Annotated in this window: 19 protein-coding genes; 12 read left to right on the forward strand and 7 right to left on the reverse strand. The window is 70.1% G+C overall.

The window, feature by feature from the left end; translation table 11 throughout:
* Nucleotides 1-23 precede the first annotated feature (23 nt).
* Complete coding sequence (locus ACZ5PO_RS08875) at nucleotides 24-1,631, forward strand: acyl-CoA synthetase (protein ID WP_464192402.1); 1,608 nt, start codon at nucleotides 24-26, stop codon at nucleotides 1,629-1,631.
* Nucleotides 1,632-1,802: 171 nt separating this feature from the next.
* Here ACZ5PO_RS08875 and grpE read toward each other — a convergent pair whose 3' ends face one another.
* The 6 genes from grpE to ACZ5PO_RS08905 form a co-directional block, all read right to left on the reverse strand.
* Nucleotides 1,803-2,435, reverse strand: coding sequence for a nucleotide exchange factor GrpE (gene grpE, locus ACZ5PO_RS08880; RefSeq protein WP_464192404.1), 633 nt, complete (start codon nucleotides 2,433-2,435; stop codon nucleotides 1,803-1,805).
* A 98-nt stretch (nucleotides 2,436-2,533) separates the two neighbouring features.
* The gene (locus ACZ5PO_RS08885) at nucleotides 2,534-5,296 is read right to left on the reverse strand and encodes a [protein-PII] uridylyltransferase (protein WP_464192406.1); all 2,763 of its coding nucleotides are present in this window, start codon (nucleotides 5,294-5,296) and stop codon (nucleotides 2,534-2,536) included.
* A gap of 287 nt (nucleotides 5,297-5,583) precedes the next feature.
* Nucleotides 5,584-6,525, reverse strand: coding sequence for a glutathione synthase (gshB, locus tag ACZ5PO_RS08890; RefSeq protein WP_464192408.1), 942 nt, complete (start codon nucleotides 6,523-6,525; stop codon nucleotides 5,584-5,586).
* Nucleotides 6,526-6,706: 181 nt separating this feature from the next.
* A complete protein-coding gene (locus tag ACZ5PO_RS08895) occupies nucleotides 6,707-7,090 on the reverse strand; it encodes a YraN family protein (RefSeq protein WP_464192411.1) in 384 nt (127 codons plus the stop codon).
* The gene (locus tag ACZ5PO_RS08900; RefSeq protein WP_464192413.1) at nucleotides 7,087-8,286 is read right to left on the reverse strand and encodes an ABC transporter permease; all 1,200 of its coding nucleotides are present in this window, start codon (nucleotides 8,284-8,286) and stop codon (nucleotides 7,087-7,089) included. Before ACZ5PO_RS08900 ends, ACZ5PO_RS08895 begins: the two co-directional genes overlap by 4 nt.
* On the reverse strand, nucleotides 8,283-9,185 hold the full coding sequence (locus ACZ5PO_RS08905) for a glycine betaine ABC transporter substrate-binding protein (RefSeq protein WP_464196756.1): 903 nt from the start codon (nucleotides 9,183-9,185) through the stop codon (nucleotides 8,283-8,285). Before ACZ5PO_RS08905 ends, ACZ5PO_RS08900 begins: the two co-directional genes overlap by 4 nt.
* A 188-nt stretch (nucleotides 9,186-9,373) precedes the next feature.
* Between ACZ5PO_RS08905 and ACZ5PO_RS08910 the strand changes: the two genes are divergently transcribed.
* The 11 genes from ACZ5PO_RS08910 to trmB all read left to right on the forward strand — a co-directional run bounded on the left by ACZ5PO_RS08910 (nucleotide 9,374) and on the right by trmB (nucleotide 20,907).
* On the forward strand, nucleotides 9,374-10,789 hold the full coding sequence (locus tag ACZ5PO_RS08910; protein WP_464192415.1) for a sodium:proton antiporter: 1,416 nt from the start codon (nucleotides 9,374-9,376) through the stop codon (nucleotides 10,787-10,789).
* Nucleotides 10,790-11,067: 278 nt separating this feature from the next.
* Nucleotides 11,068-11,460, forward strand: a complete 393-nt coding sequence (locus tag ACZ5PO_RS08915) for a Fur family transcriptional regulator (RefSeq protein WP_464196758.1) — start codon at nucleotides 11,068-11,070, stop codon at nucleotides 11,458-11,460.
* Nucleotides 11,461-11,466: 6 nt separating this feature from the next.
* The gene (olsA, locus tag ACZ5PO_RS08920) at nucleotides 11,467-12,270 is read left to right on the forward strand and encodes a lyso-ornithine lipid O-acyltransferase (protein WP_464192417.1); all 804 of its coding nucleotides are present in this window, start codon (nucleotides 11,467-11,469) and stop codon (nucleotides 12,268-12,270) included.
* Nucleotides 12,271-12,424: 154 nt separating this feature from the next.
* Entirely contained in the window at nucleotides 12,425-13,849 is a 1,425-nt protein-coding gene (miaB, locus tag ACZ5PO_RS08925; RefSeq protein ID WP_464192419.1) for a tRNA (N6-isopentenyl adenosine(37)-C2)-methylthiotransferase MiaB, read from the forward strand.
* Nucleotides 13,839-14,921 (forward strand): PhoH family protein, encoded by a 1,083-nt coding sequence (locus ACZ5PO_RS08930; RefSeq protein ID WP_464192421.1) that lies wholly within the window; start codon nucleotides 13,839-13,841, stop codon nucleotides 14,919-14,921. Before miaB ends, ACZ5PO_RS08930 begins: the two co-directional genes overlap by 11 nt.
* A complete protein-coding gene (ybeY, locus tag ACZ5PO_RS08935; RefSeq protein ID WP_464192423.1) occupies nucleotides 14,918-15,424 on the forward strand; it encodes an rRNA maturation RNase YbeY in 507 nt (168 codons plus the stop codon). Before ACZ5PO_RS08930 ends, ybeY begins: the two co-directional genes overlap by 4 nt.
* A gap of 67 nt (nucleotides 15,425-15,491) precedes the next feature.
* Nucleotides 15,492-16,733, forward strand: a complete 1,242-nt coding sequence (locus tag ACZ5PO_RS08940) for a hemolysin family protein (protein ID WP_464192425.1) — start codon at nucleotides 15,492-15,494, stop codon at nucleotides 16,731-16,733.
* Nucleotides 16,730-18,382: an apolipoprotein N-acyltransferase gene (gene lnt / locus ACZ5PO_RS08945; protein ID WP_464192427.1), complete on the forward strand. Its 1,653-nt coding sequence runs from the start codon at nucleotides 16,730-16,732 to the stop codon at nucleotides 18,380-18,382. Before ACZ5PO_RS08940 ends, lnt begins: the two co-directional genes overlap by 4 nt.
* Nucleotides 18,366-18,788 (forward strand): helix-turn-helix domain-containing protein, encoded by a 423-nt coding sequence (locus tag ACZ5PO_RS08950; RefSeq protein WP_464192429.1) that lies wholly within the window; start codon nucleotides 18,366-18,368, stop codon nucleotides 18,786-18,788. The genes lnt and ACZ5PO_RS08950 overlap by 17 nt, the downstream gene beginning before the upstream one ends.
* Before the next feature lie 92 nt (nucleotides 18,789-18,880).
* Nucleotides 18,881-20,053: a methionine adenosyltransferase gene (gene metK / locus ACZ5PO_RS08955; protein WP_464192431.1), complete on the forward strand. Its 1,173-nt coding sequence runs from the start codon at nucleotides 18,881-18,883 to the stop codon at nucleotides 20,051-20,053.
* Nucleotides 20,054-20,199: 146 nt separating this feature from the next.
* Nucleotides 20,200-20,907, forward strand: a complete 708-nt coding sequence (gene trmB, locus ACZ5PO_RS08960) for a tRNA (guanine(46)-N(7))-methyltransferase TrmB (RefSeq protein WP_464192433.1) — start codon at nucleotides 20,200-20,202, stop codon at nucleotides 20,905-20,907.
* A gap of 25 nt (nucleotides 20,908-20,932) precedes the next feature.
* Here trmB and ACZ5PO_RS08965 read toward each other — a convergent pair whose 3' ends face one another.
* Complete coding sequence (locus ACZ5PO_RS08965) at nucleotides 20,933-23,005, reverse strand: adenylate/guanylate cyclase domain-containing protein (protein WP_464192435.1); 2,073 nt, start codon at nucleotides 23,003-23,005, stop codon at nucleotides 20,933-20,935.
* Nucleotides 23,006-23,085 lie beyond the last annotated feature (80 nt).

A 23,085-nucleotide genomic window follows, 5' to 3' on the forward strand; every position in this document is an offset into this window, starting at 1 on the left:
GGCGAGCGAGAAGGGAGAGAGACGTGGGCTGGAACTTTGGAGACATCCTCGACGGGATCGAGCCCGTGCTCGCGCCCGAGGCGCCCGCCTTCATCCATGGTGACCGCCTGATCACCTGGGGCGAGACGGGCCGGCGCTCGAACAACCTCGCCCGCGCGCTCCTCGCCGCGGGCGCCGTCGCCGGCGACAAAGTCGCCTTCTACATGCGTAACCGGCCCGAATACATCGAGACGGTGGCGGCCTGCTACAAGGCGCGGCTGACGCATGTGAACATCAACTACCGCTATACGCCCGACGAGGTGTTCTACATCTTCGACAACTCCGACGCGACCGTCGTGGTCTACGGCGCCGAGTTCCGGGCCACGGTGGCCGAGCTGCGGCCCAGGCTCACCAAGGTCAAGCTGTTCGTCGAGGTGGGGGACGACGACCGCGTCGCCGACTTCGCCGCCAGCTACGACGATCTGGTCGGCCGCGGCGACGGCGCGCCGCTGCGCATTCCACGCTCGCCCGACGATCTGCTGTTCATCTACACGGGCGGCACGACCGGCATGCCGAAGGGCGTGATGTGGCGGCACCACGACCTGCGCGAGATGGGACTGTGGTCGGCCCGCAAGCTCGGGCCGGTGCCCGAAACGCTGGAGGCGACGATCGAGGCCGTGCGGCAGACGCCCGGCTCACGCACCTTGCCTGCGCCGCCGCTGATGCACGGCACCGGCCTCTTGACGGCGCTTGCCGCTCACACGGCCGGCGGCTGCGTCATCACGCTCAATCACCCCTCCTTCGACGCGGTGGAGATGCTGGAGGCGATCGACCGGCACAGGCCCGACACCCTGTCGCTCGTCGGTGACGCCTTCGCCCGTCCGCTGCTGCATGCGCTCGATGCGGCACCAGGCCGCTACGACCTGACGAGCGTCGTCGGCATGATCTCGTCCGGCGTGATGTGGAGCGTCGAGGTCAAGCGCGGCTTGCTGCGCCACATGCCGCAGGCCGTGCTCAGCGACAGCTTCGGCTCGTCGGAGGCGATCGGCATGGGCCTATCGATGATGACGGCCGACGGCGAGGTGCCGACCGCCAAGTTCATGGTCGACGAGCGCTGCCGGGTGTTCGACGAGAACGACTGGCCGGTGCAGCCCGGATCGGGCGTGGCGGGGATGGTTGCCGTCGGCCCGCCCAACCCGCTCGGCTACTACAACGACGAAGCCAAGACGGAGCGGACCTTCCGCACCGTCGGTGGCGTCCGCTATTCGATGCCCGGCGACTTCTGCCTGGTGGAGGCGGACGGCTCGATCACGCTGCTGGGCCGCGGCAGCGTCTGCATCAACACGGCCGGCGAGAAGGTCTTCCCGGAGGAGGTCGAGGAGGTGCTGAAGACGCATCCCGCCGTCGAGGACGCGCTGGTCGTCGGCGTGCCCGACGCCACCTGGGGGCAGGCGGTCACCGCCGTGATCGAGCTCGCTCCCGGCGGGGCGCTGGACGAGGACGCGCTGCGCAGGCACGTGCGGCAGGCCCTGGCGGGCTACAAGACGCCCAAGCGCGTGCTGGTCGCCGCCCGCCCGCTGCGGGCCGCCAATGGCAAGGCCGACTACAAGACCGCCACCGACTACGCCCGCGCCGAGCTGGCCGGCGGATAGGCTCAGGGGTTGGGCGAATACCCTGCAACGTCATGGCCGGACTTGATCCGGCCATCCATCCACCGGGAAACGCACCATTGAGCCAGCCCTGTCGGGCTGACATTGGCTGCTGCGATGGATGGCCGGGTCAAGCCCGCCCATGACGCGCACGAACTGGCGGCTTCGCCAGACTCAGCCTTCGTCGGCCTCGCCGCCGGCCGGCTGCGCGGCCGGCTTGGCGCCGCCCTTGGACACGCCGACGAGGGCCGGACGCAGCACGCGCTCGCCGATGATGAAGCCGGGCTGCACCACCTGCACCACCGTGCCGTTCGGCACTGACGTGTCCGGCAGCTCGAACATGGCCTGATGGCGATGCGGATCGAAGCGCTCGCCCTGCGGCGAGATCCGCTTCACCCCGTGGCGCTCCAGGGTCTTGATCAGATCGCGCTCGGTGAGCTCGATGCCTTCGACGAAGCTCTTGAGGGGCGCATCGGCGTGGCCGCGCGCATCGGCGGGAATGGCCTCGAGCGCGCGAGCGATGTTGTCCACTACGGACAGCACGTCGCGAGCGAAGCTGGTGACCCCGTAGGCCTTGGCGTCACCGACCTCGCGCTCGGTGCGGCGGCGCAGGTTCTCCATGTCGGCCAGGGTGCGCAGCACCTTGTCCTTGAGCTCCGTGTTCTCCGCCGCCAGGGCTTCGATCACGTCGCCCGGATCGCGTGCGGGCTGCTGCTCGTCGGCGGCGGGCGTTTCGGGCTGCATGCCGTTGTCCTGGCTGATGATGTCGGGGCCGGCGGCCTCGTGGTCGTTCGGCTTCTGGTTCATGGCGTCAGTCTGATGGTGCTGGGTTCAGCAAATGGGGGGCGAATTCCCAGCCATATCAGCCCCTGATACCGAAAAATCAAGGCATTGACGCAGACGGCCTAACGGCTCGCGGTGCGTTTGGCCTCCTCCTCGTCGCTGCGCAGGACGTCGAGCAGGGCCCGGCGGATGGCGTTCTGCCGCGCGGCGGACGTCACTTTGGCGCCGGTCAGATCGGTGACGTAGAAGGTGTCCACGGCCCGTTCGCCGAACGTCACGATGTGGGCGGACGAGATGTTGAGGTTCAGCCGGCCGATCGCCGTGGTCAGATCATAGAGCAGTCCGGTCCGATCCAGGCCGGATACCTCCAGCACCGTCTCGCGGCTCGACAGCGTGTTGTCGACCTGCACCTCCGGCGCCACGTGGAAGGGCTTGGTGCGGCCGCCGGAGCGCTTGGCGGCGACCAGGTCGGCGATCTTGACCTCGCCCTTCAGCGCCCGCTCCATGGCCTTGGCGATGCGCTCGCCCCGGCGCATCTCGTCGTCGTCGGCCGCGAAGGCCCGCGAGATGAACAGGGTATCGAGCGCCAGGCCGTCGGCGGTGGTGAAGATCTGGGCGTCGACGATGTTGCCGCCCGCCGCCGCGCATGCCCCGGTGGCGATGGCGAGCAGGCGCGGATGGTCCGGCGCCATCACCGTGAGCTCGGTGACGCCGCGGAAGTGGTCCGTCTCGACCATGGTCGACGTGGTGCGGCCGGCGGCCTCGGACGCCCTGATGAACTCCGCCTGCTTGACCTTGCGGCCGAGGTCGACCTTCAGCCAGTAGGCCGGATAGTGGCGCGCCGCATAGGCCTCGAACGCCTCGGGGGTCCAGCCGGTCAGCGCCTCGCGCAGCGCCTCCTGGGCCACGCGGATGCGCTCCCCGCGCGCGGCCACGCCATGGCCGCCGGTGATGAAGGCCTCGGTTTCGAAGTAGAGCGTCCGCAGCAGCTCCCCTTTCCAGCCGTTCCAGACGCCCGGACCGACCGCCTTGATGTCGGCGACGGTGAGGATGAGCAGCAGCTTCAGCCGTTCCACGGTCTGCACGACGCCGGCGAAGGTCTCGATGGTGCGCGGATCGGAGAGGTCGCGGCTCTGCGCCACCATGGACATCAGCAGATGATGCTCGACCAGCCAGGCGACGAGCTCGGTCTCGTCGCCGCTGAGGCCGAAGCGCGGCCCGAGCCGGCGGGCGATGCGGGCGCCGGCGATCGAGTGGTCTTCGGTGCGGCCCTTGGCGATATCGTGCAGAAACAGCGCGACGTAGAGCGCCCGCCGGTTCTGGATGTTGCGGATGAGCTTGTTGGCGACCGGATGCTCGGCCTCGACCCGGCCGCCGTCGATCTCCGCCAGCACGCCGATGGCGCGCAGCAGGTGCTCGTCCACCGTATAGTGGTGGTACATGTTGAACTGCATCATCGCGACGACGCGGCCGAACTCGGTGACAAAGCGGCCGAGCACGCCCGTCTCGTTCATGCGCCTGAGCACCACCTCGGGCGAATGGCGCGAGGTCAGGATGTCCATGAACAGGCGGTTGGCGTCCGCGTTCTCGCGCAGGGTGCGGTTGACCAGCCCGAGCGAGCGGGTGACCAGCCGGCTCGCGTCCGGATGGATCGCCTTGTCGTGCTGGTCGGCGAGCCAGAACAGGCGGATCAGGTTGACCGGGTCCTTCTGGAAGACGTCGGGCGACTTGATGGTGATGCGGTCCGAGACCAGCGCGAAATCGTCGGAGCGGAGCTGCGCGCCGGGCCGCAGCCGCCGCACGAAGCGGTTGAGCATCGGCGCCTTCTTGGCGTGCCGGGCCTCCAGCGCGGCGCAGACGATGGCGGTCAGGTCGCCCACGTCCTTGGCGACGAGGAAATAGCGCTTCATGAAGCGCTCGACGCCGGACAGCCCGCCATGGGCGGCATAGCCCAGCTTCTCGGCGACGAGGCGCTGCAGATCGAAGGACAGCCGCTCCTCGGCCCGGCCGGTGATGAAATGCATGTGGCAGCGCACGCGCCAGAGGAACTCCTCGCAGACGTTGAAGCGCGCGTATTCCTCCGCCGTGAACAGGCCGGCCGCCACCAGCTCGCGGGCATCGTTCACCCGGTAGACGTACTTGGCGATCCAGAACAGCGTGTTGAGGTCGCGCAGGCCGCCCTTGCCCTCCTTGACGTTGGGCTCGACGACGTAGCGCGAGGCGGTGCCGGCCTGGCGCAACCGGAGTTCGCGCTCGGCGAGCTTCTCCTCGACGAAGGTCGGCGCCGTGCCCTGCACCACGTCCTTGTCGAAGCGGGCCATCAGCTCGGCGAACAACGCCTCGTCACCGAGGATGCGGCGCGATTCCAGCAGCGCGGTGCGGATGGTGAGATCGGCGCGGGCCTCGCGGATGCACTCGTCGACCGAGCGGGTGGCGTGGCCGACCTTCAGCTTCAGGTCCCAGAGCACGTAGAGGATCGCCTCGACGATGCTTTCGCCCCAGGCCGTCGCCTTGTAGGGAAACAGGAACAGGAGATCGACGTCGGAGCCCGGCGCCATCGTGCCGCGGCCGTAGCCGCCGGTGGCGACCAGGGTGAGCCGCTCGCTGGTCGAGGGGTTGTTGACGGGATAGATGTGCGTCGCCAGGACGCGGTAGATGCCCTGCAGCACCTGGTCCATCAGGTCCGACAGGCGGTGCGCGCAGACGATGCCGTCGCGCTCCAGGTCGAGCCAGTCCCGGGCGCCCTGGCGGCCCCGGTCCAGCGTCTCGCGCATGAGCGTGACCAGGCCCGCCCGCAGCGCCGCGTGATCGCCGGCGCAGCGCCGCTCCAGGTCGGCGATGGCGTTGTCGAGCTGGAACTCGGGTTCGGCTAGGAGCTCGGTCAATCCAGGCAATCCGAATGGGGCTGTGACGACTCGCCCGGCGGGAGCGCCGACGCGATGACGAGAATATGCGTTGCAACCATCATACCGATTTGACGCGGCGGCTCTCCGCCACGTGCGCGCCCAGTTCCCTGGCGTTGTCAAAGCATCGCACCTGTGCCTCCCGCGTCATGGCCGGGCTTGACCCGGCCATCTATCGATACAGGAAAAACTCCAGCTCGGCAGGGCCAGCGGACCGGCACGTTCCTCAGCGGAGGAATGGCCGGGTCGAGCCCGGCCATGACGGCGTTCTAAGCCCGTTTCGCCTCGATGCTGTCCCAGATCGCCACGGCGAGATCGGGGCCGCCGACGCGCTTGACGGCCCGGATGCCGGTCGGCGAGGTCACGTTGATCTCGGTCAGGTAGCCGTCGATCACGTCGATGCCGACGAAGACGAGCCCGCGCTCCCGCAAAGCCGGCCCGATCGTCGCGCAGATCTCGCGCTCCCGCTCGGTCAGCTCGGTGGCGTTGGCGGCGCCGCCACGCACCATGTTGGAGCGGATATCGTTCTCGGCCGGCACCCGGTTGACGGCGCCGAGCGGCTCGCCGTCGACCAGGATGATGCGCTTGTCGCCCTGGGCGACCGCCGGCAGGAACTGCTGCACCACCCATGGCTCGCGGAAGGTGGTGGCGAACAGGTCGAAGATCGAGCCGAAATTGGGGTCGTTCTCGGTGACGCGCAGGACGGCCGCGCCGCCGTGGCCGTGCAGCGGCTTCATGACGACGACGCCGACCTCGCGGCGGAACGCCTCGATGGCGGCCTTGTCGCGGGTGATCAGCGTCGGCGGCATCAGCTGCGGGAAGTGTGTGACGAAGAGCTTTTCGGGCGCGTTGCGCACCTCGGCGGGGTTGTTGACGACGAGAACCCGCGGATGCACCCGCTCGAGCAGATGCGTGGCGGTGATGTAGCCGAGGTCGAACGGCGGATCCTGGCGCATAAGCACCACGTCGAGCTCGGTGAGGGGGATCCGCTCCGGCGCCCCCAGGGTGAAGTGGTCGCCCGCGACGTCGCGCACCTCGAGCGGCCGCACGACGGCGGAGACGATGCCGTCGCGCATGGAGAGCTGGTCGGGCGTGTAGTAGCGGAGACGATGGCCGCGCCGCTGCGCCTCGAGCAGCAGCGCGAAGGTCGAATCGCCGGCGATGTTGATGCGCTCGATCGGATCCATCTGGACCGCAACGCTCAGGACCATGGCTCGCGTCTTTCCTGCTAGAGCGTTTCGCCATGGGATGGGATCATCCAATGGCAGAGAAATGCTCATAACGGCTTGAATCTGGAGCGTGTCGCGATTGGGTGAGACCACCCAATCGCGACACGCTCTGGTGGATGGTTTGACTCATTGAGTCGATGGACGGGCGGGTCAAGCCGTCGATTCAATCGAGCGTCAGCGTCACGACGTCCGGCACGTGGCGAGGCCACGCGCCGCGGCCCAGGAACACCGCGTCGCAGCGCAGGGTCCGTCCAGCCGCCCACGGGTTGCGGCTGAGCCAATGGCGGACCGCCCGCGCCAGCCGGCGCCGCTTGTCCGCGGTGATCGCTTCCTCGGCCAAAGCGATCGAGCCGCGCGCCTTGACCTCGACGAACGCGATGGTACCGCCGCGCGCGGCGACCAGGTCGATCTCGCCGCCGCCGGCCCGGTAGCGGCGGGCCAGGATGCGGTAGCCCTTGAGCATGAGGAACAACCCCGCGACGCTTTCCGCGCGCACCCCCGCCACCGGGGACAGGGCCTGGCGGGAGGGGCCGGCGGGATGGTTCATCGCCGCGTCCCGCCCCAGCGCGCGTCGATGAGCCGGAAGGCGCCGTCGGCGACGGCGGTCAGCACGGCGATGGGGATGACGCCGAGCAGCACCAGGTCGACGGCGAACTGGCCCATGCCCTGGAACACGTAGTCGCCCAGGCCGCCGCCGCCGACCAGCGCCGCCAGGGTGGCGAGCCCGAGGGCCTGGACGCTGGCGATGCGCACGCCGGCGACGATGACGGGTAGGGCGATGGGGAGCTCGATGGCGAGCAGCCGGCGCCAGGGGCGGAAGCCCATACCGCGGGCGGCGTCGACGGTGCGCGGATCGACCCCGTCGAGGCCGGCGGCGACCGAGCGCGCGATCGGCAGCAGCAGATAGAGCGCGAGCCCGATCACCGCCGGGGCGGCGCCGATGCCGGCGACGCCCCAGCCGCGCAGCGGCGGCACCGCCTGGGCGAGGAGCGTCAGCGGCGTCATCAGCAGGGCGAAGAGCGCGATCGCCGGCACCACCTGGATGGTCCCGAGCACGCCGTCGATCCAGCCGGCGAGGGCGCTGCCGGAGCGGGCCAGGAGCCCCAGCGGCGGGCCCACCAGCAACGCCGGCAGCAGGCCGCCGGCGGCGATGGCGAGGTGCTGGCCGACGTGGGGCCAGAACTCCTGGCGCCGGGCCAGGAACTCCTTCACCACGGACAATTGATCGAGGACGCCGGCGTAGGCAGCGACGCCGCCGCAGCCCAGCCCGGCCGCAAGCACGGCCGCCGCCGGCACCGGCGGCAGCCGCGGCAGCGCATTGGCCAGCGCCAGCCCCAGCGCCACCAGCGCGATCCAGGCGCCGGCGGCCAGCGCGGTGCGCGCGAACGGCGGCTGGCCGGCGCCGAGCCGCGCGGCCGCGAGGCCGGCCAGCACGAGCACCAGCAGCAGGGCGGCCGTCGCCAGCGTGGCGCTCGCTGCGGCGGCCAGTCGCCCGGAGGCCCAGGCGCTGGCGCCGAGCGCGCCGACGAGGACGAGCAGGAGCACGGCGCCCGGGCTTCCGGCCGCGGCGAACAGCCCGAGCGGCTCGCCGGCCACCAGGCGGTTGGGCGCCTGCGAGACGAACGCCGCCGCCAGCAGCCCGGCCATGGCCGCGGCCGCGGTCACCGCGACGACGGGGGCGGCCGGCGCGGCGGTGAGCCGGGCGCCGTCGACGGCCGGCGGCATCGCGGGCGCGGCCGTCATCCGGCGAGCCCGATCCGCGCCAGATACGCGTTCGCCACCTGCTCGGCCGGCCAGCCCTCCACCGCGACCGCGGCGTTCAGCCCGCGCAGCGCCTCCATGTCGAGCGTCTTGAACAGCGGCGCAAGGCTCGTCGCGATGGCGGGATAGCGGGCCAGCGTCGCGGCGCGGACGACCGGCGCAGGGGCGTAGACGATCTGCGCATGCTCGGGATCCGACAGGCTCACCAGCCCGGCCACGCCGATGCCGCCGTCGGTGGTGTAGACCATCGCCGCATTGACGCCGTTGATGCGCTGCGCGGCGGCGCGGATCATCACCGAGGTGTCGCCGCCGAACAGCACCAGCATCCGTCGGGCCGGGATGGTGAACCGATAGACGCGCTCGAACGAGGACAGCCCAGCGGGGCTGTCGACGAACTCCGCGGATGCCGCCAGCATGACCTCGGCCGGGCCCGCGGCGCTCGACAGCCAGCGGGCGAAGTCCACCATGCTGACGAGCCCGTTGGCCGCCGCCACATCCTGGCGCACGGCGATGGCCCAGGTGTTGTCGGCGGGCGCCGGCGGCAGCCAGACGATGCCGTTGGCGCGGTCGAGCTCGGCCACCAGACGGTAGCCGGCCTCGGCGTTGCGCCACGCCGGCGCGTCCTGGCGCTGGAAGAAGAAGGCGCCGTTGCCGGTGTACTCCGGGTAGAGGTCGATCTCGCCACCGAGGAGCGCGCTGCGGACGATGCTCGTCGGCCCGAGCTGGAGGCGGGCGACGACCGGGATGTTCGCGCGCCGCAGCACCGCGACGATCAGGCTGCCCAGCACGGCACCTTCCGTATCGATCTTGGAGCCGACGACCACGGGCGCATCGGCGCGGGCGACGCCGTACCCCGCCGCGGCGGCGCCGAGCGTGGCCATGCCGGCCAGCACGTCACGACGGTGCAAGGCTGCCCTCCTGCCAGAGGCGCTTCCAGCGCGCCAAGCGGCGATCGTGGCTGGAGCATGGCCCGCGCCGGCCGTCATGGGAAGCCCATCACTGTCTTTCGCCCGCCGCCGGCGGCGTTTAGACAGGCCCGGCCGATGCGGCGGAAAAAGGTGAACAGCCCATGCGCATGTCCGCGAGCCTGTCGATCGGAATCCTGCTGTCGGCAGCGCCGACCCAGGCCTTCGCCGCGCAGGGATTGGACGGCGCCGCCCTCGGCATCGGCTGGATCCTGCCGTTTGCCGGAATCCTCGCGTCGATCGCGCTCGGCCCGCTCGTCGCGCATCACGCCTGGGAGCGCCACCAGGGCAAGGTCGCGGCCTTCTGGGCCCTGCTCGCCATCGTGCCTCTCGCCGTCGCGCATGGGACGGAGGTCACGCTCCATGCGCTCGCGCATGCGGCGCTGTTGGAATATCTGCCGTTCATCCTGCTGCTGTTCGCGCTGTTCACGACGGCGGGCGGGCTGCTCATCGTCGGCAATCCGCACGGCTCCACCCGGCTCAACGTCGGCATCCTGTTCGCGGGCACCGTGCTCGCCAGCCTGATCGGCACGACCGGCGCGTCGATGATCCTGATCCGCCCGCTGCTGCGGGCCAACGACAACCGGCGCCACCGCGCCCATGTCGTCATCTTCTTCATCTTCCTGGTGTCGAACATCGGCGGCTCACTCACCCCGCTCGGCGATCCGCCCCTGTTCCTGGGCTTCCTGCGCGGCGTCGACTTCTTCTGGACGGCGAGCCATCTCAAGCTGGAGACGCTGTTCCTGGTGGGGGTGCTCCTCGTCGTGTTCGCGGTGCTCGACCGCCACTACTTCGCCATCGACGACACGCGGCCGCCGCTGTCCGACCCGACGCCCGATTCGCGCCTGCGGCTGGTGGGCTTCGCCAACATTCCGCTGCTCATCGGCATCATCGGCGCGATTCTGCTCAGCGGCCTGTGGAAGCCCGGCATCTCCTTCTCCATCGCGGGCTCCGAGCTCAAGCTGGAGAACCTGGCGCGCGACGCGTTGCTCGTCGCCTTCGGCCTGCTGTCGCTCTGGCTCACTCCGCGCGAGCACCGCAACAAGAACGGCTTCAGCTGGGCACCCCTGAGCGAGGTGGCGAAGCTCTTCGCCGGCATCTTCGCCTGCATCATCCCGGTGATCGCCATCCTGCAGGCCGGCCCCGACGGCATCCTGTCGCCGCTGGTCGCCCTGGTTACCGGCCCGGGCGGCGAGCCCAACAACGTCGCCTATTTCTGGCTGACCGGCGCCCTGTCCGCCATGCTCGACAATGCCCCCACCTATCTGGTGTTCTTCGAGCTCGCCGGCGGCGACCCGGCCAAGCTGATGACCACCCAGGCGATGACGCTCGCCGCCATCTCCATGGGATCGGTGTTCATGGGGGCGCTGAGCTACATCGGCAACGCGCCCAACTTCATGGTGTACGCCATCGCGCGCGAACGCGGCGTGCCGATGCCGAGCTTCTTCGGCTATCTGCTCTGGTCGTGCGGCATCCTCATTCCGCTGTTCCTCGCCCTCACCGTGATCTTCATCCACTGAGGCGGGGGATGCGGCCGGGCGAGGCCGCGCCTCGGCCGGACGGCCGCGCTCCATCCACCGGGCGGGCTTGGAAATCCCGCATCATCTCAACGCGTTGGCCGGTTGTCCCGGGTCGGAACGGTGTTCCGGTCCGCGAATCTCGGCCGAGGCTTGCACGGGCTCCTCGACAGCCTATAACTCACGCCGGAGAGGGGTTCGGGAGATCGACCGTGGCAGAGGCCAAAGCCTCGCGCAGAACAGCCGGCATCGAACGCGCCTGCGAGGCCAAGGGCCTGCGCATGACGGGCCAGCGGCGGACCATCGCCCGCGTCCTCGGCGAAGCGGCGGACCACCCGGACGTGGAGGAGCTGCATCGCCGTGCGGCGGCGCTCGACGACCGCATCTCGCTCTCCACCGTCTACCGCACGGTCAAGCTGCTGGAAGACCAGGGCATCATCGCCCGCCATGAGTTCGGCGACGGCCGCGCCCGCTACGAGCGCGCCGCCCGCGCCCACCACGACCATCTCATCAACATCCGCACGGGCGAGGTCATCGAGTTCCAGTCGGGCGAGATCGAGCGGCTGCAGGCGGAGATCGCCAAGCAGCTCGGCTACCGGCTGGTGCACCATCGGCTCGACCTGTTCGCCGTGCCGCTCGACGACGACCAGCCCGTCGACGACGACGCGCACTGAGGGCCCGTGCAGCCCCCCCGCGTCTATCTGAAGATCGCCGCGCTCGGGCTGATCACCGTCGTCGGCATCCCGTTGCAATGGACGGCGCTGAAGCTCGGCCTGGTCCGCACGCCGCGCCGCCTGCCCGTGGTCTTCCATCGCCTCGTCTGCGCCATCCTGGGCATCCGCGTTGTAGTGCACGGCGAGCCGCCGCACGGGCAACCGACGCTGATCGTCTCGAACCACGTCTCCTGGGCTGACATCACCGTCGTCTCGAGCATCATGCCGGTCTCGTTCATCGCCAAGTCGGAGGTGGCGAGCTGGCCGTTGTTCGGGCTGTTCGCCAAGCTGCAGCGCTCGGTGTTCGTCGACCGCGCCAAGCGCAGCGCCACCGCCGACGTCAATTCGGCCATCGCCGCCCGCCTGGCCGGCGGCGAGGCGATGGTGCTGTTCGGCGAGGGCACGACGGGCGACGGCGTGCGCGTGCTGCCGTTCCGCTCGGCGCTGGTGGGGGCTGCCCGCGACACCATCGCCGGCCCGGGCGGGGCGCGCATCCTGTTGCAGCCGATGAGCATCGCCTACGTCGCCCGCAACGGCCTGCCGCTGGGCCGCAACGAGCGCGCCGACATCGCCTGGTATGGCGATATGGATCTCGCTCCCCATCTGATGGGGGTGCTCAGGGGCGGCCCGTTCGACGTGGTCGTCGGCTTCGGCGCGCCGATCGCCTTCACCGCGGGCGTGGACCGCAAGGCGGCGACCCGCTCGGCAGAGCTCGATGTGCGCGACGCGTGCCGGACCGCTTTGCGCGGGCAGCTCGCGGGGGAGCGCTGATCCGGCGTCGAAAGATCGAGCGGCGAGGTGGAATTGCCGCTTCCCTATTGTCGGCAACGGCGCTACGGCTTGAGTGAACCTGCGCCGCCCCCTCAGTCGCGGGGAATCACGATTTTGGACGCACGCCGTCCCCAACCGAGGCCCATTGCTGCGCGTGAAGAAGGTTCACGTTAAATCCTACGGTTGCCAGATGAACGTCTACGATGCCGAGCGCATGGCGGACGTGCTGGCCAAGCAGGGTTATGTCGAGACGGCGCGGATCGAGGAGGCCGATCTGGTCGTCCTCAACACCTGCCATATCCGTGAAAAGGCGGTCGAGAAGGTCTATTCGGAGCTCGGCCGCGTCCGCGAGCTGAAGGCCGAGCGGGCGGCTGCGGGCCGCGACACGCGCGTCGTCGTCGCCGGCTGCGTGGCGCAGGCCGAGGGCGCCGAGATCGCCAGGCGCGCACCGGTCGTCGACGTGGTGGTCGGGCCGCAGAGCTATCACCGGCTGCCGCAGCTGCTGGACCAGGCCGGCCCGGCCGGGCCGGCGCTCGACACCGACTTTCCGCTGGACGACAAGTTCGGCCACCTGCCGGCGCGCGACCGCGCCGCCATCCGCGGCCGCGGCGTCACCGCCTTCCTCACCGTGCAGGAGGGCTGCGACAAGTTCTGCACCTTCTGCGTCGTGCCCTACACCCGGGGGGCGGAGGTGTCGCGTCCGGTCGCCGCGATCGTCACCGAGGCCGAGCGGCTGGCGGACGCCGGCGTCCGGGAGCTCACGCTGCTGGGGCAGAACGTCAACGCCTATCACGGCGAAGGCCCGGACGGGCGGACGTGGACGCTCGGCCGCCTGCTCGCCCGGCTGGCGCGGATCGAGGGCATCGCCCGGCTGCGCTACACCACGAGCCATCCGCGCGACATGGACGACGACCTGATCGCCGCCCACGGCGATCTGCCGGCGCTGATGCCCTACCTGCACCTGCCGGTACAGGCGGGATCGGACCGCATCCTGGCCGCCATGAACCGCCGCCACACGGCCGACGACTACCGCCGGCTGATCGACCGCATCCGGGCGGCGCGGCCCGATATCGCGCTGTCGTCGGACTTCATCGTGGGCTTTCCCGGCGAGACCGACGCGGAGTTCGCCGCGACGCTCCGCCTCGTCGACGACGTCGGCTTCGCCGGCGCCTTCTCCTTCAAGTACAGCGTCCGGCCCGGCACGCCCGCGGCCGAGCTCGGCGAGCAGGTGCCGGAGGCGGTCAAGGCGGCGCGGCTGGCGGAGCTGCAGGCGCGCCTGGAGCGCGACCGCGAGGCGTTCAACCGCACCATGGTGGGCCGCACGCTCGACGTGCTGGTCGAGCGCCCGGGCCGGCATCCCGGCCAGCTGGCCGGCAAGTCGCCGTACCTGCAAGGCGTCCATTTCGAGGCCGGCGCGGCGGCGGTCGGCGACATTGTCGCGGTTGCCATCGTTGCGGCCAACCCGGGCAGCCTGCTCGGGCGTCTGCCGGGTCGCACGGACGCCGGCGCCGGGGACCACGACGGGGACCGTCGTGCGCCCGTCGTCGAATCGCCCCACAGGAGCGCCGATGCCGCATGAGGAGGAAGCCCGCTTGAGAGGAGACACACGCGTGCCGCGCCCGGTCCGGGGGCGCCCCTCGATCTCCCTTTCGCAAGCTTCCGACGACGCCGAGGTGATGCTCAGTCTGGACGACAACGGCCTCGCCAGCATCGTCTTCGGCCACTACGATCAGAACCTTGCCCATATCGAGCGGCGGCTCGGCGTCATGGCCAATGCCAACGGCAACCATGTCGTCATCAAGGGTCCGATGGACGCGACCGACAAGGCTCGCCGGGTGGTGGAGACGCTGTACGACCGCGTGCGCTCGGGCGGCACCATCTCGCTCGGCGACATCGACGGGGCGATCCAGGAGATCGCCCTGCAGGGCAACCTGTTTCCGGCCGAGGCCAAGCCCGATCGGACGCCGAGCTTCGAGCAGGTCGTCACGCGCAAGCGCGGCGGCGTGCGGGCGCGCAACATGGCGCAGGACACCTATATCCGCGCCCTGCAGCGCCACGAGCTGGTGATCGCCGAGGGCCCCGCCGGCACCGGCAAGACCTGGCTTGCGGTCGGCCACGCGGTGTCGCTGCTCGAGCAGGGGGTCGTCGAGCGCCTGGTGCTGTCGCGGCCGGCGGTGGAGGCGGGTGAGCGCCTGGGATTTCTGCCGGGCGATCTGCGCGACAAGGTCGACCCGTACTTGCGTCCGGTCTACGATGCGCTCTACGATTTCATGGAGGCCCGCCACGTCGAGCGGGGATTGTCCACGGGCATGATCGAAATCGCACCCTTGGCGTTCATGCGTGGCCGCACGCTGACCAAGGCTGCGGTTCTGCTCGATGAGGCGCAGAACTGCACGACCATGCAGATGAAGATGTTCCTCACGCGCCTGGGCGAAGGCTCGCGCATGATCGTCACCGGCGATCCCTCCCAGATCGACCTGCCGCCGGGCCAACAGTCCGGCCTGGTGCAGGCGGTATCGATCCTCAAGGGCGTCGAGGGCATCGGCCACGTGGTCTTCCGCGAAGGCGATGTCGTGCGCCACGACCTGGTTCGTCGTATCGTGCAGGCCTACGAGGCGGCGGCAGTGCCGCCGCAAGGCAGCCGCGCGTGAGCCCGATCGTCGACATCGTGCACGAAAGCCCGCTGTGGGCGGGACTGGCGGATGCGGACGCGCTCGTCGAGCGTGCCGTCGACGCGGCCATAGCCGCCGGCTCGACGCCGGTGGCGGCCGAGGCGGAGCTCAGCGTCCTGCTCGCCGACGACGCCACGCTGCGCACGCTGAACCGGGACTGGCGCGGCTTCGACAAGCCGACCAATGTCCTCTCCTTCCCGGCCGCGGCGCCGGAGACGCTCGCCGACGCGGCCCATTGCGGCGACCTGGCCCTGGCCTTCGAAACGCTGCGCGCGGAAGCGGACGCCGAGGGCAAGCCGCTGGCCCACCACCTGACGCACCTCGTCGTTCACGGCGTCTTGCATCTCTTGGGCTACGATCACGAGACGGTTGGCGACGCGGCCGTCATGGAAGCCAAGGAGACCGCCATTCTGGCCGGCCTCGGCATCCCGGACCCCTATGGGGATGCGTCGGACATGGCGACGGAGGCGGCAGCCCGCTAGCACGATGAACGAGGATCGAAGTCCGCGCACCGCGGGGTCATCCGACTCGAACGGATCAGGCGACGGTGTGCGCTGGTTCGAGCGCCTGCTCTCTATCGTCAAGCATCGCAACAGCGCCTCGATCCGCCATGACCTGGAGGACGCGCTGGCGCACAACGCGCCGACGGCCGAGTTCACGGCCAAGGAGCGCACCCTGCTGCGCAACGTGCTGTCGTTGCACGAGCGGCGCGTCTACGACGCCATGGTGCCGCGCGCCGACATCATCGCCGTGCAGGAGCAGTCGGGCCTGGGCGAGGTGCTCAACGTCTTCCGCACCGCCGGCCACTCGCGGCTGCCGGTCTACGGCGAGACCCTCGATGACCCGCGCGGCATGGTGCACATCCGCGACTTTCTCGATTTCCTGGCCGGACGGGCCGAGGCGGGGCCGATCCGCCGGGCCAACCGGCCGGCGAAATACCTGCCGACGCTGGCCGGCATCGATCTCTCGCTGCCCCTGTCGGACGCCAATATCCTGCGGCCGGTGCTGTTCGTCCCGCCGTCGATGCCGGCGCTCGATCTGCTGGTCCGCATGCAGGCGAGCCGCACGCACATGGCGCTGGTCATCGACGAGTACGGCGGTACCGACGGGCTGGTGTCCATGGAAGACGTGGTCGAGCTGATCGTCGGCGATATCGAGGACGAGCATGACCTCGAGCAGGGGCCGATGATCGCCCAGAGCGAGGATGGCAGCTTCGTCGCCAACGCGCGGGCCGACCTCGAGGAGGTGTCCCGGGCCCTGGGCGCCGAGCTCACCACCGAAGAGACCGCCGACGAGATCGACACGGTCGGCGGCCTGATCGTGCTGCTGGCCGGCCGCGTGCCGACCCGGGGCGAGCTGATCCCGGGCCGGGACAACATCGAGTTCGAGGTGCTGGACGCCGATCCGCGTCGACTGAAGCGGGTGCGTATCCACAAGCGGCCGCCGACCATTCCGGCGCCGCCGCGCCGCCGCTCGTCCCGCCGCGACCAGCCGGACGAGGGCGGCGCGGCGACCGGTCCCGAGCGTGGCCGGGCCGAGGCAGCCGTGCCGACGGTGGTGCGCGGACCAGCGCCGCCCAAGGCTCCGGCGGCCCCCCAGTCGCCGGCGGCGGCCGAGCCGCCGCAAGGGCCGGAGGCTCGGCAGGAGCCTGCGGCCGAAGGCCCGCCCCAAGCCTTCGACAAGCCCCAAGCCTTCGACAAGCCTCAAGCGTTGGACAAGCCTCAAGCCTTCGACACCTCCCAAGCCTTCGACAAACCTGAGCAACGACCGGCGCAGGGCCATTCGCGGTGACGCTGGTCGCCCTGGCTGATCGCCTGCGCCAGCTGCGCGGCGGGGCTCGGGCGGCCGTGGCCGTGGCGCTCGGTGCGCTCGCAGCCCTGGCCATGGCGCCCTATGGCGTCCTTCCCGCCTTCGTCGTCGCCATGACCGGGGCGGTCTGGCTCCTCGACGGCACGCGGACGAAAGCCATCCCCCTGCGCGACGGCCTCAAGGCCGCTGCGTTTCTCGGCTGGTGCTTCGGCTTCGGCTTCTTCGTGGCGGGGCTGTGGTGGCTCGGCGCCGCCTTCCTGGTCGACAACGACGAATTCGCCTGGGCCTTGCCGCTGGGCGTCGTCGGGCTGCCTGCGGGCCTGGCGCTGTTCACCGCTTTGTCCTTCCTGGTCGCCCGCCTGCTCTGGTCGGCGGGCGCCGCGCGCGTGCTGGTGTTCGCGGCGGCGCTCGGCTTGGGCGACTACATCCGCGGCCACGTGCTGACCGGCTTTCCCTGGAACGCGTTCGGCATGGCGCTCGGCGATCACTTGCTGCTGGCCCAGGCCGCCTCCGTCGTCGGGCTCTACGGTCTGAGCGTCGTCGCCGTGGCGCTGGCCGCCGCGCCGGCCACGGCCGGGGACGTGGGGGGGCTCTGGCGCGCATGGCTGCCGCCGGCCGCGGCGGGCTTCGTCCTGGCGGCGCTCGCGGCCTACGGCACGCTGCGCCTTCCCGCCGATCCGGTCGCCACCATCGCCGGCGTCAAGCTGCGCATCATGCAGCCCAACCTGGCGCAGGATGCGCGCAAGTTCACCTACGACAACCGCGAACCGATCATGCGCCATTACCTGGCGCTGACCGACGGGCCCGATCACGCCTTGTCTGCGGGCGCCAGCGGCGTGACCCACGTGATCTGGCCGGAATCGGCCTTCCCGTTCATCCTGGCGCGCAACGACGAGGCGCGGGCGCAGATCGCGGCCTTGCTGCCGCCAGGGGTGATTCTCCTGACCGGTGCGGCCCGTGCGGCCCCTCGTCTACCCGGTGAGATCGCGACGCGCTTCTTCAATGCGCTACAAATTGTCGCCGATGACGGTCAGATCACCGGTACATACGACAAGGTGCATCTCGTCCCGTTCGGCGAGTACTTACCACTTGGAGATGTACTGCAGGGCCTCGGACTGCGGCAATTCGTCCACGTTCCGGGTGGATTTTCCGCTGGGCGGAGACATGAGCTGATGTTCCCGCCGGGCCTGCCGCCGGTCGCGCCGTTGATCTGCTACGAGGCGATCTTCCCAGGCGCGGTCGTGCCGGGGGGCGACATTCGCCCCGGATTGCTGCTGAACGTGACCAACGACGCTTGGTTCGGCGATACTCCCGGCCCCTATCAGCACTTTTCCCAGGCACGGCTGCGGGCCATCGAGGAGGGCCTGCCGCTGGTGCGGGCGGCGAACACCGGCATCTCTGCGGTCATCGATCCATATGGACGTATCGTTGCTTCCCTGCCCTTGGGTAAGGAGGGGGTTTTGGATGCGGCACTACCCTCTGTGATTGTACCGACTCCGTATTCTCATTACCGCGATCTCTTATTTGCCATACTGATAGCATGTTGCTTTCTCGCGCGGACGGTTTCAGATAGGCGGGAAGCTGCGCAGTACGCTGAGCAACAAACTGTACGCGTTGCGGACGGAGAATGAATTGAGCAGAGCCCGCAATCCCATCGACCAGCACGTCGGGAGTCGCGTCCGGATGCGCCGGATGCTGGTGGGGATGAGCCAAGAAAAGCTTGGAGACGCCTTAGGCGTCACCTTCCAGCAGGTGCAGAAGTACGAGAAGGGCACCAACCGGATCGGGGCGAGCCGCCTCCACCAGATGTCGGTGGTGCTGGGCGTTCCGGTCTCCTTCTTCTACGAAGGCGCAGCTCCACATAACGCCGAGACCGAGAACGGTTTCGCCGAGGCGCCCGGATCGGAATACGTGGTCGACTTCCTGTCCACGTCCGAGGGGCTGCAGCTCAACAGGGCGTTCGTACGCATCGCCGATCCGAAGGTGAGGCGGCGGATCGTGGCGCTGGTCGAAGCGCTGGCGGCCGACCGTGAGTGAGCCACGGCGTTCGTCAAAACGAACGGAAACCTTGACCTTTCGGTAGACCTGCCATAGGCAGCAAGGGCATCTCGCCCAGCTGGAGGTCACCCGTGTCCCGTGCAGACTATCTCTTCACGAGCGAGTCCGTGTCCGAAGGTCATCCGGACAAGGTTTGCGATCGGATCTCGGACACCGTGGTCGATGCGTTCATCGGCGCCGACCCGGAGGCCCGGGTGGCGTGCGAGACGCTGGCGACCACCAATCGCGTCGTGATCGCCGGTGAGGTCCGCGGCCCGTCCACTCTGACGAACGATTATATCTCGCATCTGGCGCGCCTCGCCATCAAGGATATCGGTTACGAGCAGGACGGATTCCACTGGGATCGGGCCCGCGTGGAGGTGCTTCTGCACGCCCAGTCCGCCGACATCGCCGTCGGCGTCGACTCGGCCGGCAACAAGGACGAGGGCGCCGGCGACCAGGGCATCATGTTCGGCTACGCCTGCCGGGAGACCCCGGAGCTGATGCCGGCGCCGATCTACTACGCCCACAAGATCCTGCGGCGCATGTCGGAGGCCCGGCGCTCCGGCGAGACCCGCGCGCTCGGCCCCGACGCCAAGAGCCAGGTCACGGTCCGCTACGAGAAGGGCAAGCCCGTTGCCGCGACTCAGATCGTGGTGTCGACCCAGCACCTCGACGAAACGCTGACCTCCCACGACGTGCAGGCGATCGTCGAGCCCTACGTGCGCGAGACGCTGCCCGACGGCTGGATCTCCAAGGACACGGTCTGGCACGTCAATCCCACCGGCAAGTTCGTCATCGGCGGCCCCGATGGCGACAGCGGCCTGACCGGCCGCAAGATCATCGTCGACACCTACGGCGGTGCCGCGCCCCACGGCGGCGGCGCCTTCTCCGGCAAGGACCCGACCAAGGTCGACCGCTCCGCCGCCTACGCCGCGCGCTATCTCGCAAAGAACGTCGTCGCGGCGGGGCTCGCCGACCGCTGCACCATCCAGCTCTCCTACGCCATCGGCGTGTCGAAGCCGCTGTCGCTCTACGTCGACCTGCACGGCACCGGCACGGCCGACGAGGCGAAGCTGGAAAAGGTGCTGATGGAGGTGATGGATCTGTCGCCCCGCGGCATCCGCCAGCACCTGTCGCTCAACCTGCCGATCTACGCGCGCACCTCGGCCTACGGCCACTTCGGCCGCGCGCCGGAGAAGGACGGCGGCTTCTCGTGGGAGCGCACCGACCTCGCCGAGGCGATCCGCTCTGCCGCGAGCTGACCACGGCTCGGCCTGCCGCCGCCTCGCTGCCCATCGCCGCCGCGCGTCATGGCCGGGCTTGACCCGGCCATCCATCGATCGAATGAATCGACGGCTGGCGCGTGGGTCCGTTGCCAAGTGGATGGATGGCCGGATCAAGCCCGGCCATGACGACCGACGTTAGCCCCATGACCACCAGCCCGTCGCATTCCGGCGCCTTCCATGGCCGCCGCAAGGGCCACCGCCTGCGCGACCGCCAGGCAGCGCTGATGAGCGAGGTGCTGCCTCGGCTGCGACCGCCGCCCGACGACATCGCCGAGCCGCGCGCGCTCTTCCGTCGCCCGGTCGGCGAAGTCTGGCTCGAGATCGGCTTCGGTGGCGGCGAGCACCTTGCGGCGCAGATGAACGGCCATCCGGACGTCGGCTTCATCGGCTGTGAGCCGTTCGTCAACGGCGTCGCCAAGCTACTGGCCAGCGGCGCCGCCGACCTGGACCGGCTCGCTGTCCACGACGCCGACGCCACCGAGCTGCTGCCGCGGCTGCCCGCCGGCTCCATCGACCGGGCCTTCATCCTCTACCCGGATCCCTGGCCGAAGCGGCGGCAGCGCAAGCGCCGCCTGGTCTCGGCGGCGACGCTCGCCCTGCTCGCCCGTGTGCTGAAGCCCGGCGCGACCCTGCGCTTCGCCACCGACATCGACGACTACGCTGCCTGGACGCTGGCGCGCATCGAGGCGTCGCCCGATTTCGATTGGCCGGCAGCGACGGCCTCGGACTGGACGCGCGCCTGGCCGGACTGGCCGGGGACCCGCTACGAGGCCAAAGCCTTCCGCGAAGGCCGGGTGCCGAGCTACCTCACCTTCGTGCGCCGGGGCTGATAGCCGTCCTTGCGATGGAACAGACTCAAGGCCGCTTGAAGCTCTTGGTCTCCGAGGGGGAGCCGTCGGTGTAGGTGAGGGCGACGGAGACGCCGCTCACATCCGCCGGCACCGGCAGGGAGACGCGGGCGTCGGTGGGCACGTTGAAGGGCTGCGCCTCGTCGCACGGGGGCAGCGGCAGCACCGTGTCGATCGGGCCGTCGCCGAAACCGATTCGGGCCTCCTTCAGCGCGCACCGGTAGACGATGAGGTGGTTGAAGTAGATCAGGTCGCGGTCGGCCGCCCAGTCCAGCCAGGACCCGGAGGTGAGCTGCAGAACCTGGCGCTGGTTCGCCGCCAGCGCCTCGCGCGGGTCGAAGGGGATCGGGAACGGGCCCGCCCGGCCGCCGGACAGGTCATTGTAGGACAGGTAGACCGTCGTCCGCTGCTGATCGGACGGCAGGCTGAAGTTGGCGGTGGCCGTCGGCTTGCGGCTGCCGGTGTCGGCGCCCTCGGCCGCGGCGACGGGGACGAAGGCGCCGCTGTCGCCCACGCGGTAGGTGATGCCGGTCGCCGGCTCCGGCAGCGTGACGGCGGCCAGCCAGCCCTGCTCGCCGCGGCGGAACGAGGCGGTGGGCCGCGTCGCTGCCCCGCTGAAGCGCGCCTCGATGGCGGCCTTGCGCCGCTTGGCGTTCTCGACCCACTCCGTCCGCATGCGCTGGTCGAGAAAGAAGGGCGCCAGCTTGCCTTCCTCGTCGGCGGTCAACACCCGGTCCAGGGCGTCGTACTCCAGCCGCCGATCGGTCAGCGTCGGCACAGCGCCGGATTCATCGCCGTAGACGCCCGCCAGCGCAAACCAGCCGGGAACGAAGTCGGGATCGTCGGCGACCATCGCCTCGATCTTGTTGCGCCGGTCCGCCGGCGGCAGCTGCTGGGCGTAGACCAGCTGGACCGTCCTTGCCGGATTGCTGGCCGCGAGATCGGCATAGACCTCGCGCGCCCCGGCGCGGCCGTCCTGGATGCGCAGCAGCGCCGCCAGGCGCAACTGCGGGTCGATGAAGTCGCCTGGCAACCGCACCAGCGTGAGGTAGGCGCGGCGGGCGCCCAGCGCGTCGCCCTTGGTCTCCAGCACCCGCGCGTTGTGGTAGAGCTCAGGCACCGTCGTGGCGTTGGCGATCGGCTTGGGATCGTTGGCGAGCTGGGTGAAGGCCGCGGACGGGTCGGCCGGCAGGGCCGCCTTGACGGGTTTCGCGGCCGCCGCAGGCTTCCTGTCGGCAGCCTTATCCGCGGGCTTCGTCTCCGTCGGCTTCGTCTCTACGGGTTTGGGGCCGTCGCCGGCGGCGCGCGGCGACGGTGCGACGGTCTCGATCGCCTGCACCCCGCCCTGCTTCTCGATGGTCCGCCGCACCAGGCGCAGCGTCGGCAGCACGATGAAGATGATGGCCAGCACGATGGCGACCCAGCGCAGCCGCCGCCACGGCAGCCCGCCACGGGCGTCGCGCCGCGCCGTGCGGCGCTCGGCAGCAAGCGGCGCGGCGACCCGCTCGCCCGGCCAGGCCACCATGTAGGCGTGCACCGGATTGGGGATGTGCTTCAGCCCCTGCGGGCCCAGGTCGCGAAACGAAACCGGCACCTTGGCGGCCACGGCTTCCTGCACGGTGCGCGATACGCAGATGCCTCCCGGCGACGCCAGGGCCTGCAGGCGCGCCGCGATGTTGACCCCGTCGCCCAGCAGATCGCCGTTGCGCTCGACGACGTCGCCGACCGTGATTCCCATGCGGAATTCCAGGCGCTGGGCCGGCGCGAACGACAGATTGCGGCTGCGCAGCGTCGTCTGGATCTCCACGGCGGCACGCACGGCTTCGACCACCGAATCGAATTCCGACATGACGGAGTCGCCGGCGGTGTTGAAGATGCGCCCGCCGTGGCGCCCGATGCAGCCGTCGAACACCGTGCGGTATTCGGCGAGGCGCCGCAGCGTGCCTTCCTCGTCTTCCGCCACCAGCCGGGAATAGCCGGCGACATCGGCGGCGACGATTGCCGCCATCTTGCGCTTGAGCGCGTTCGCGCCCTCGCGTGGCCCGGGCCACGGCGCGCCGGTCGGCTCGATAACGCCCATCGTCTAGCCTGCCTCGCCGGGCCGATGGCGGCCTTCGTGCGAGCATGGCGGCAAGCCGCCGATCTGCGGAGGGGAAACGT

It is taken from the genome of Chelatococcus sp. KU-N122 (assembly GCF_055391085.1).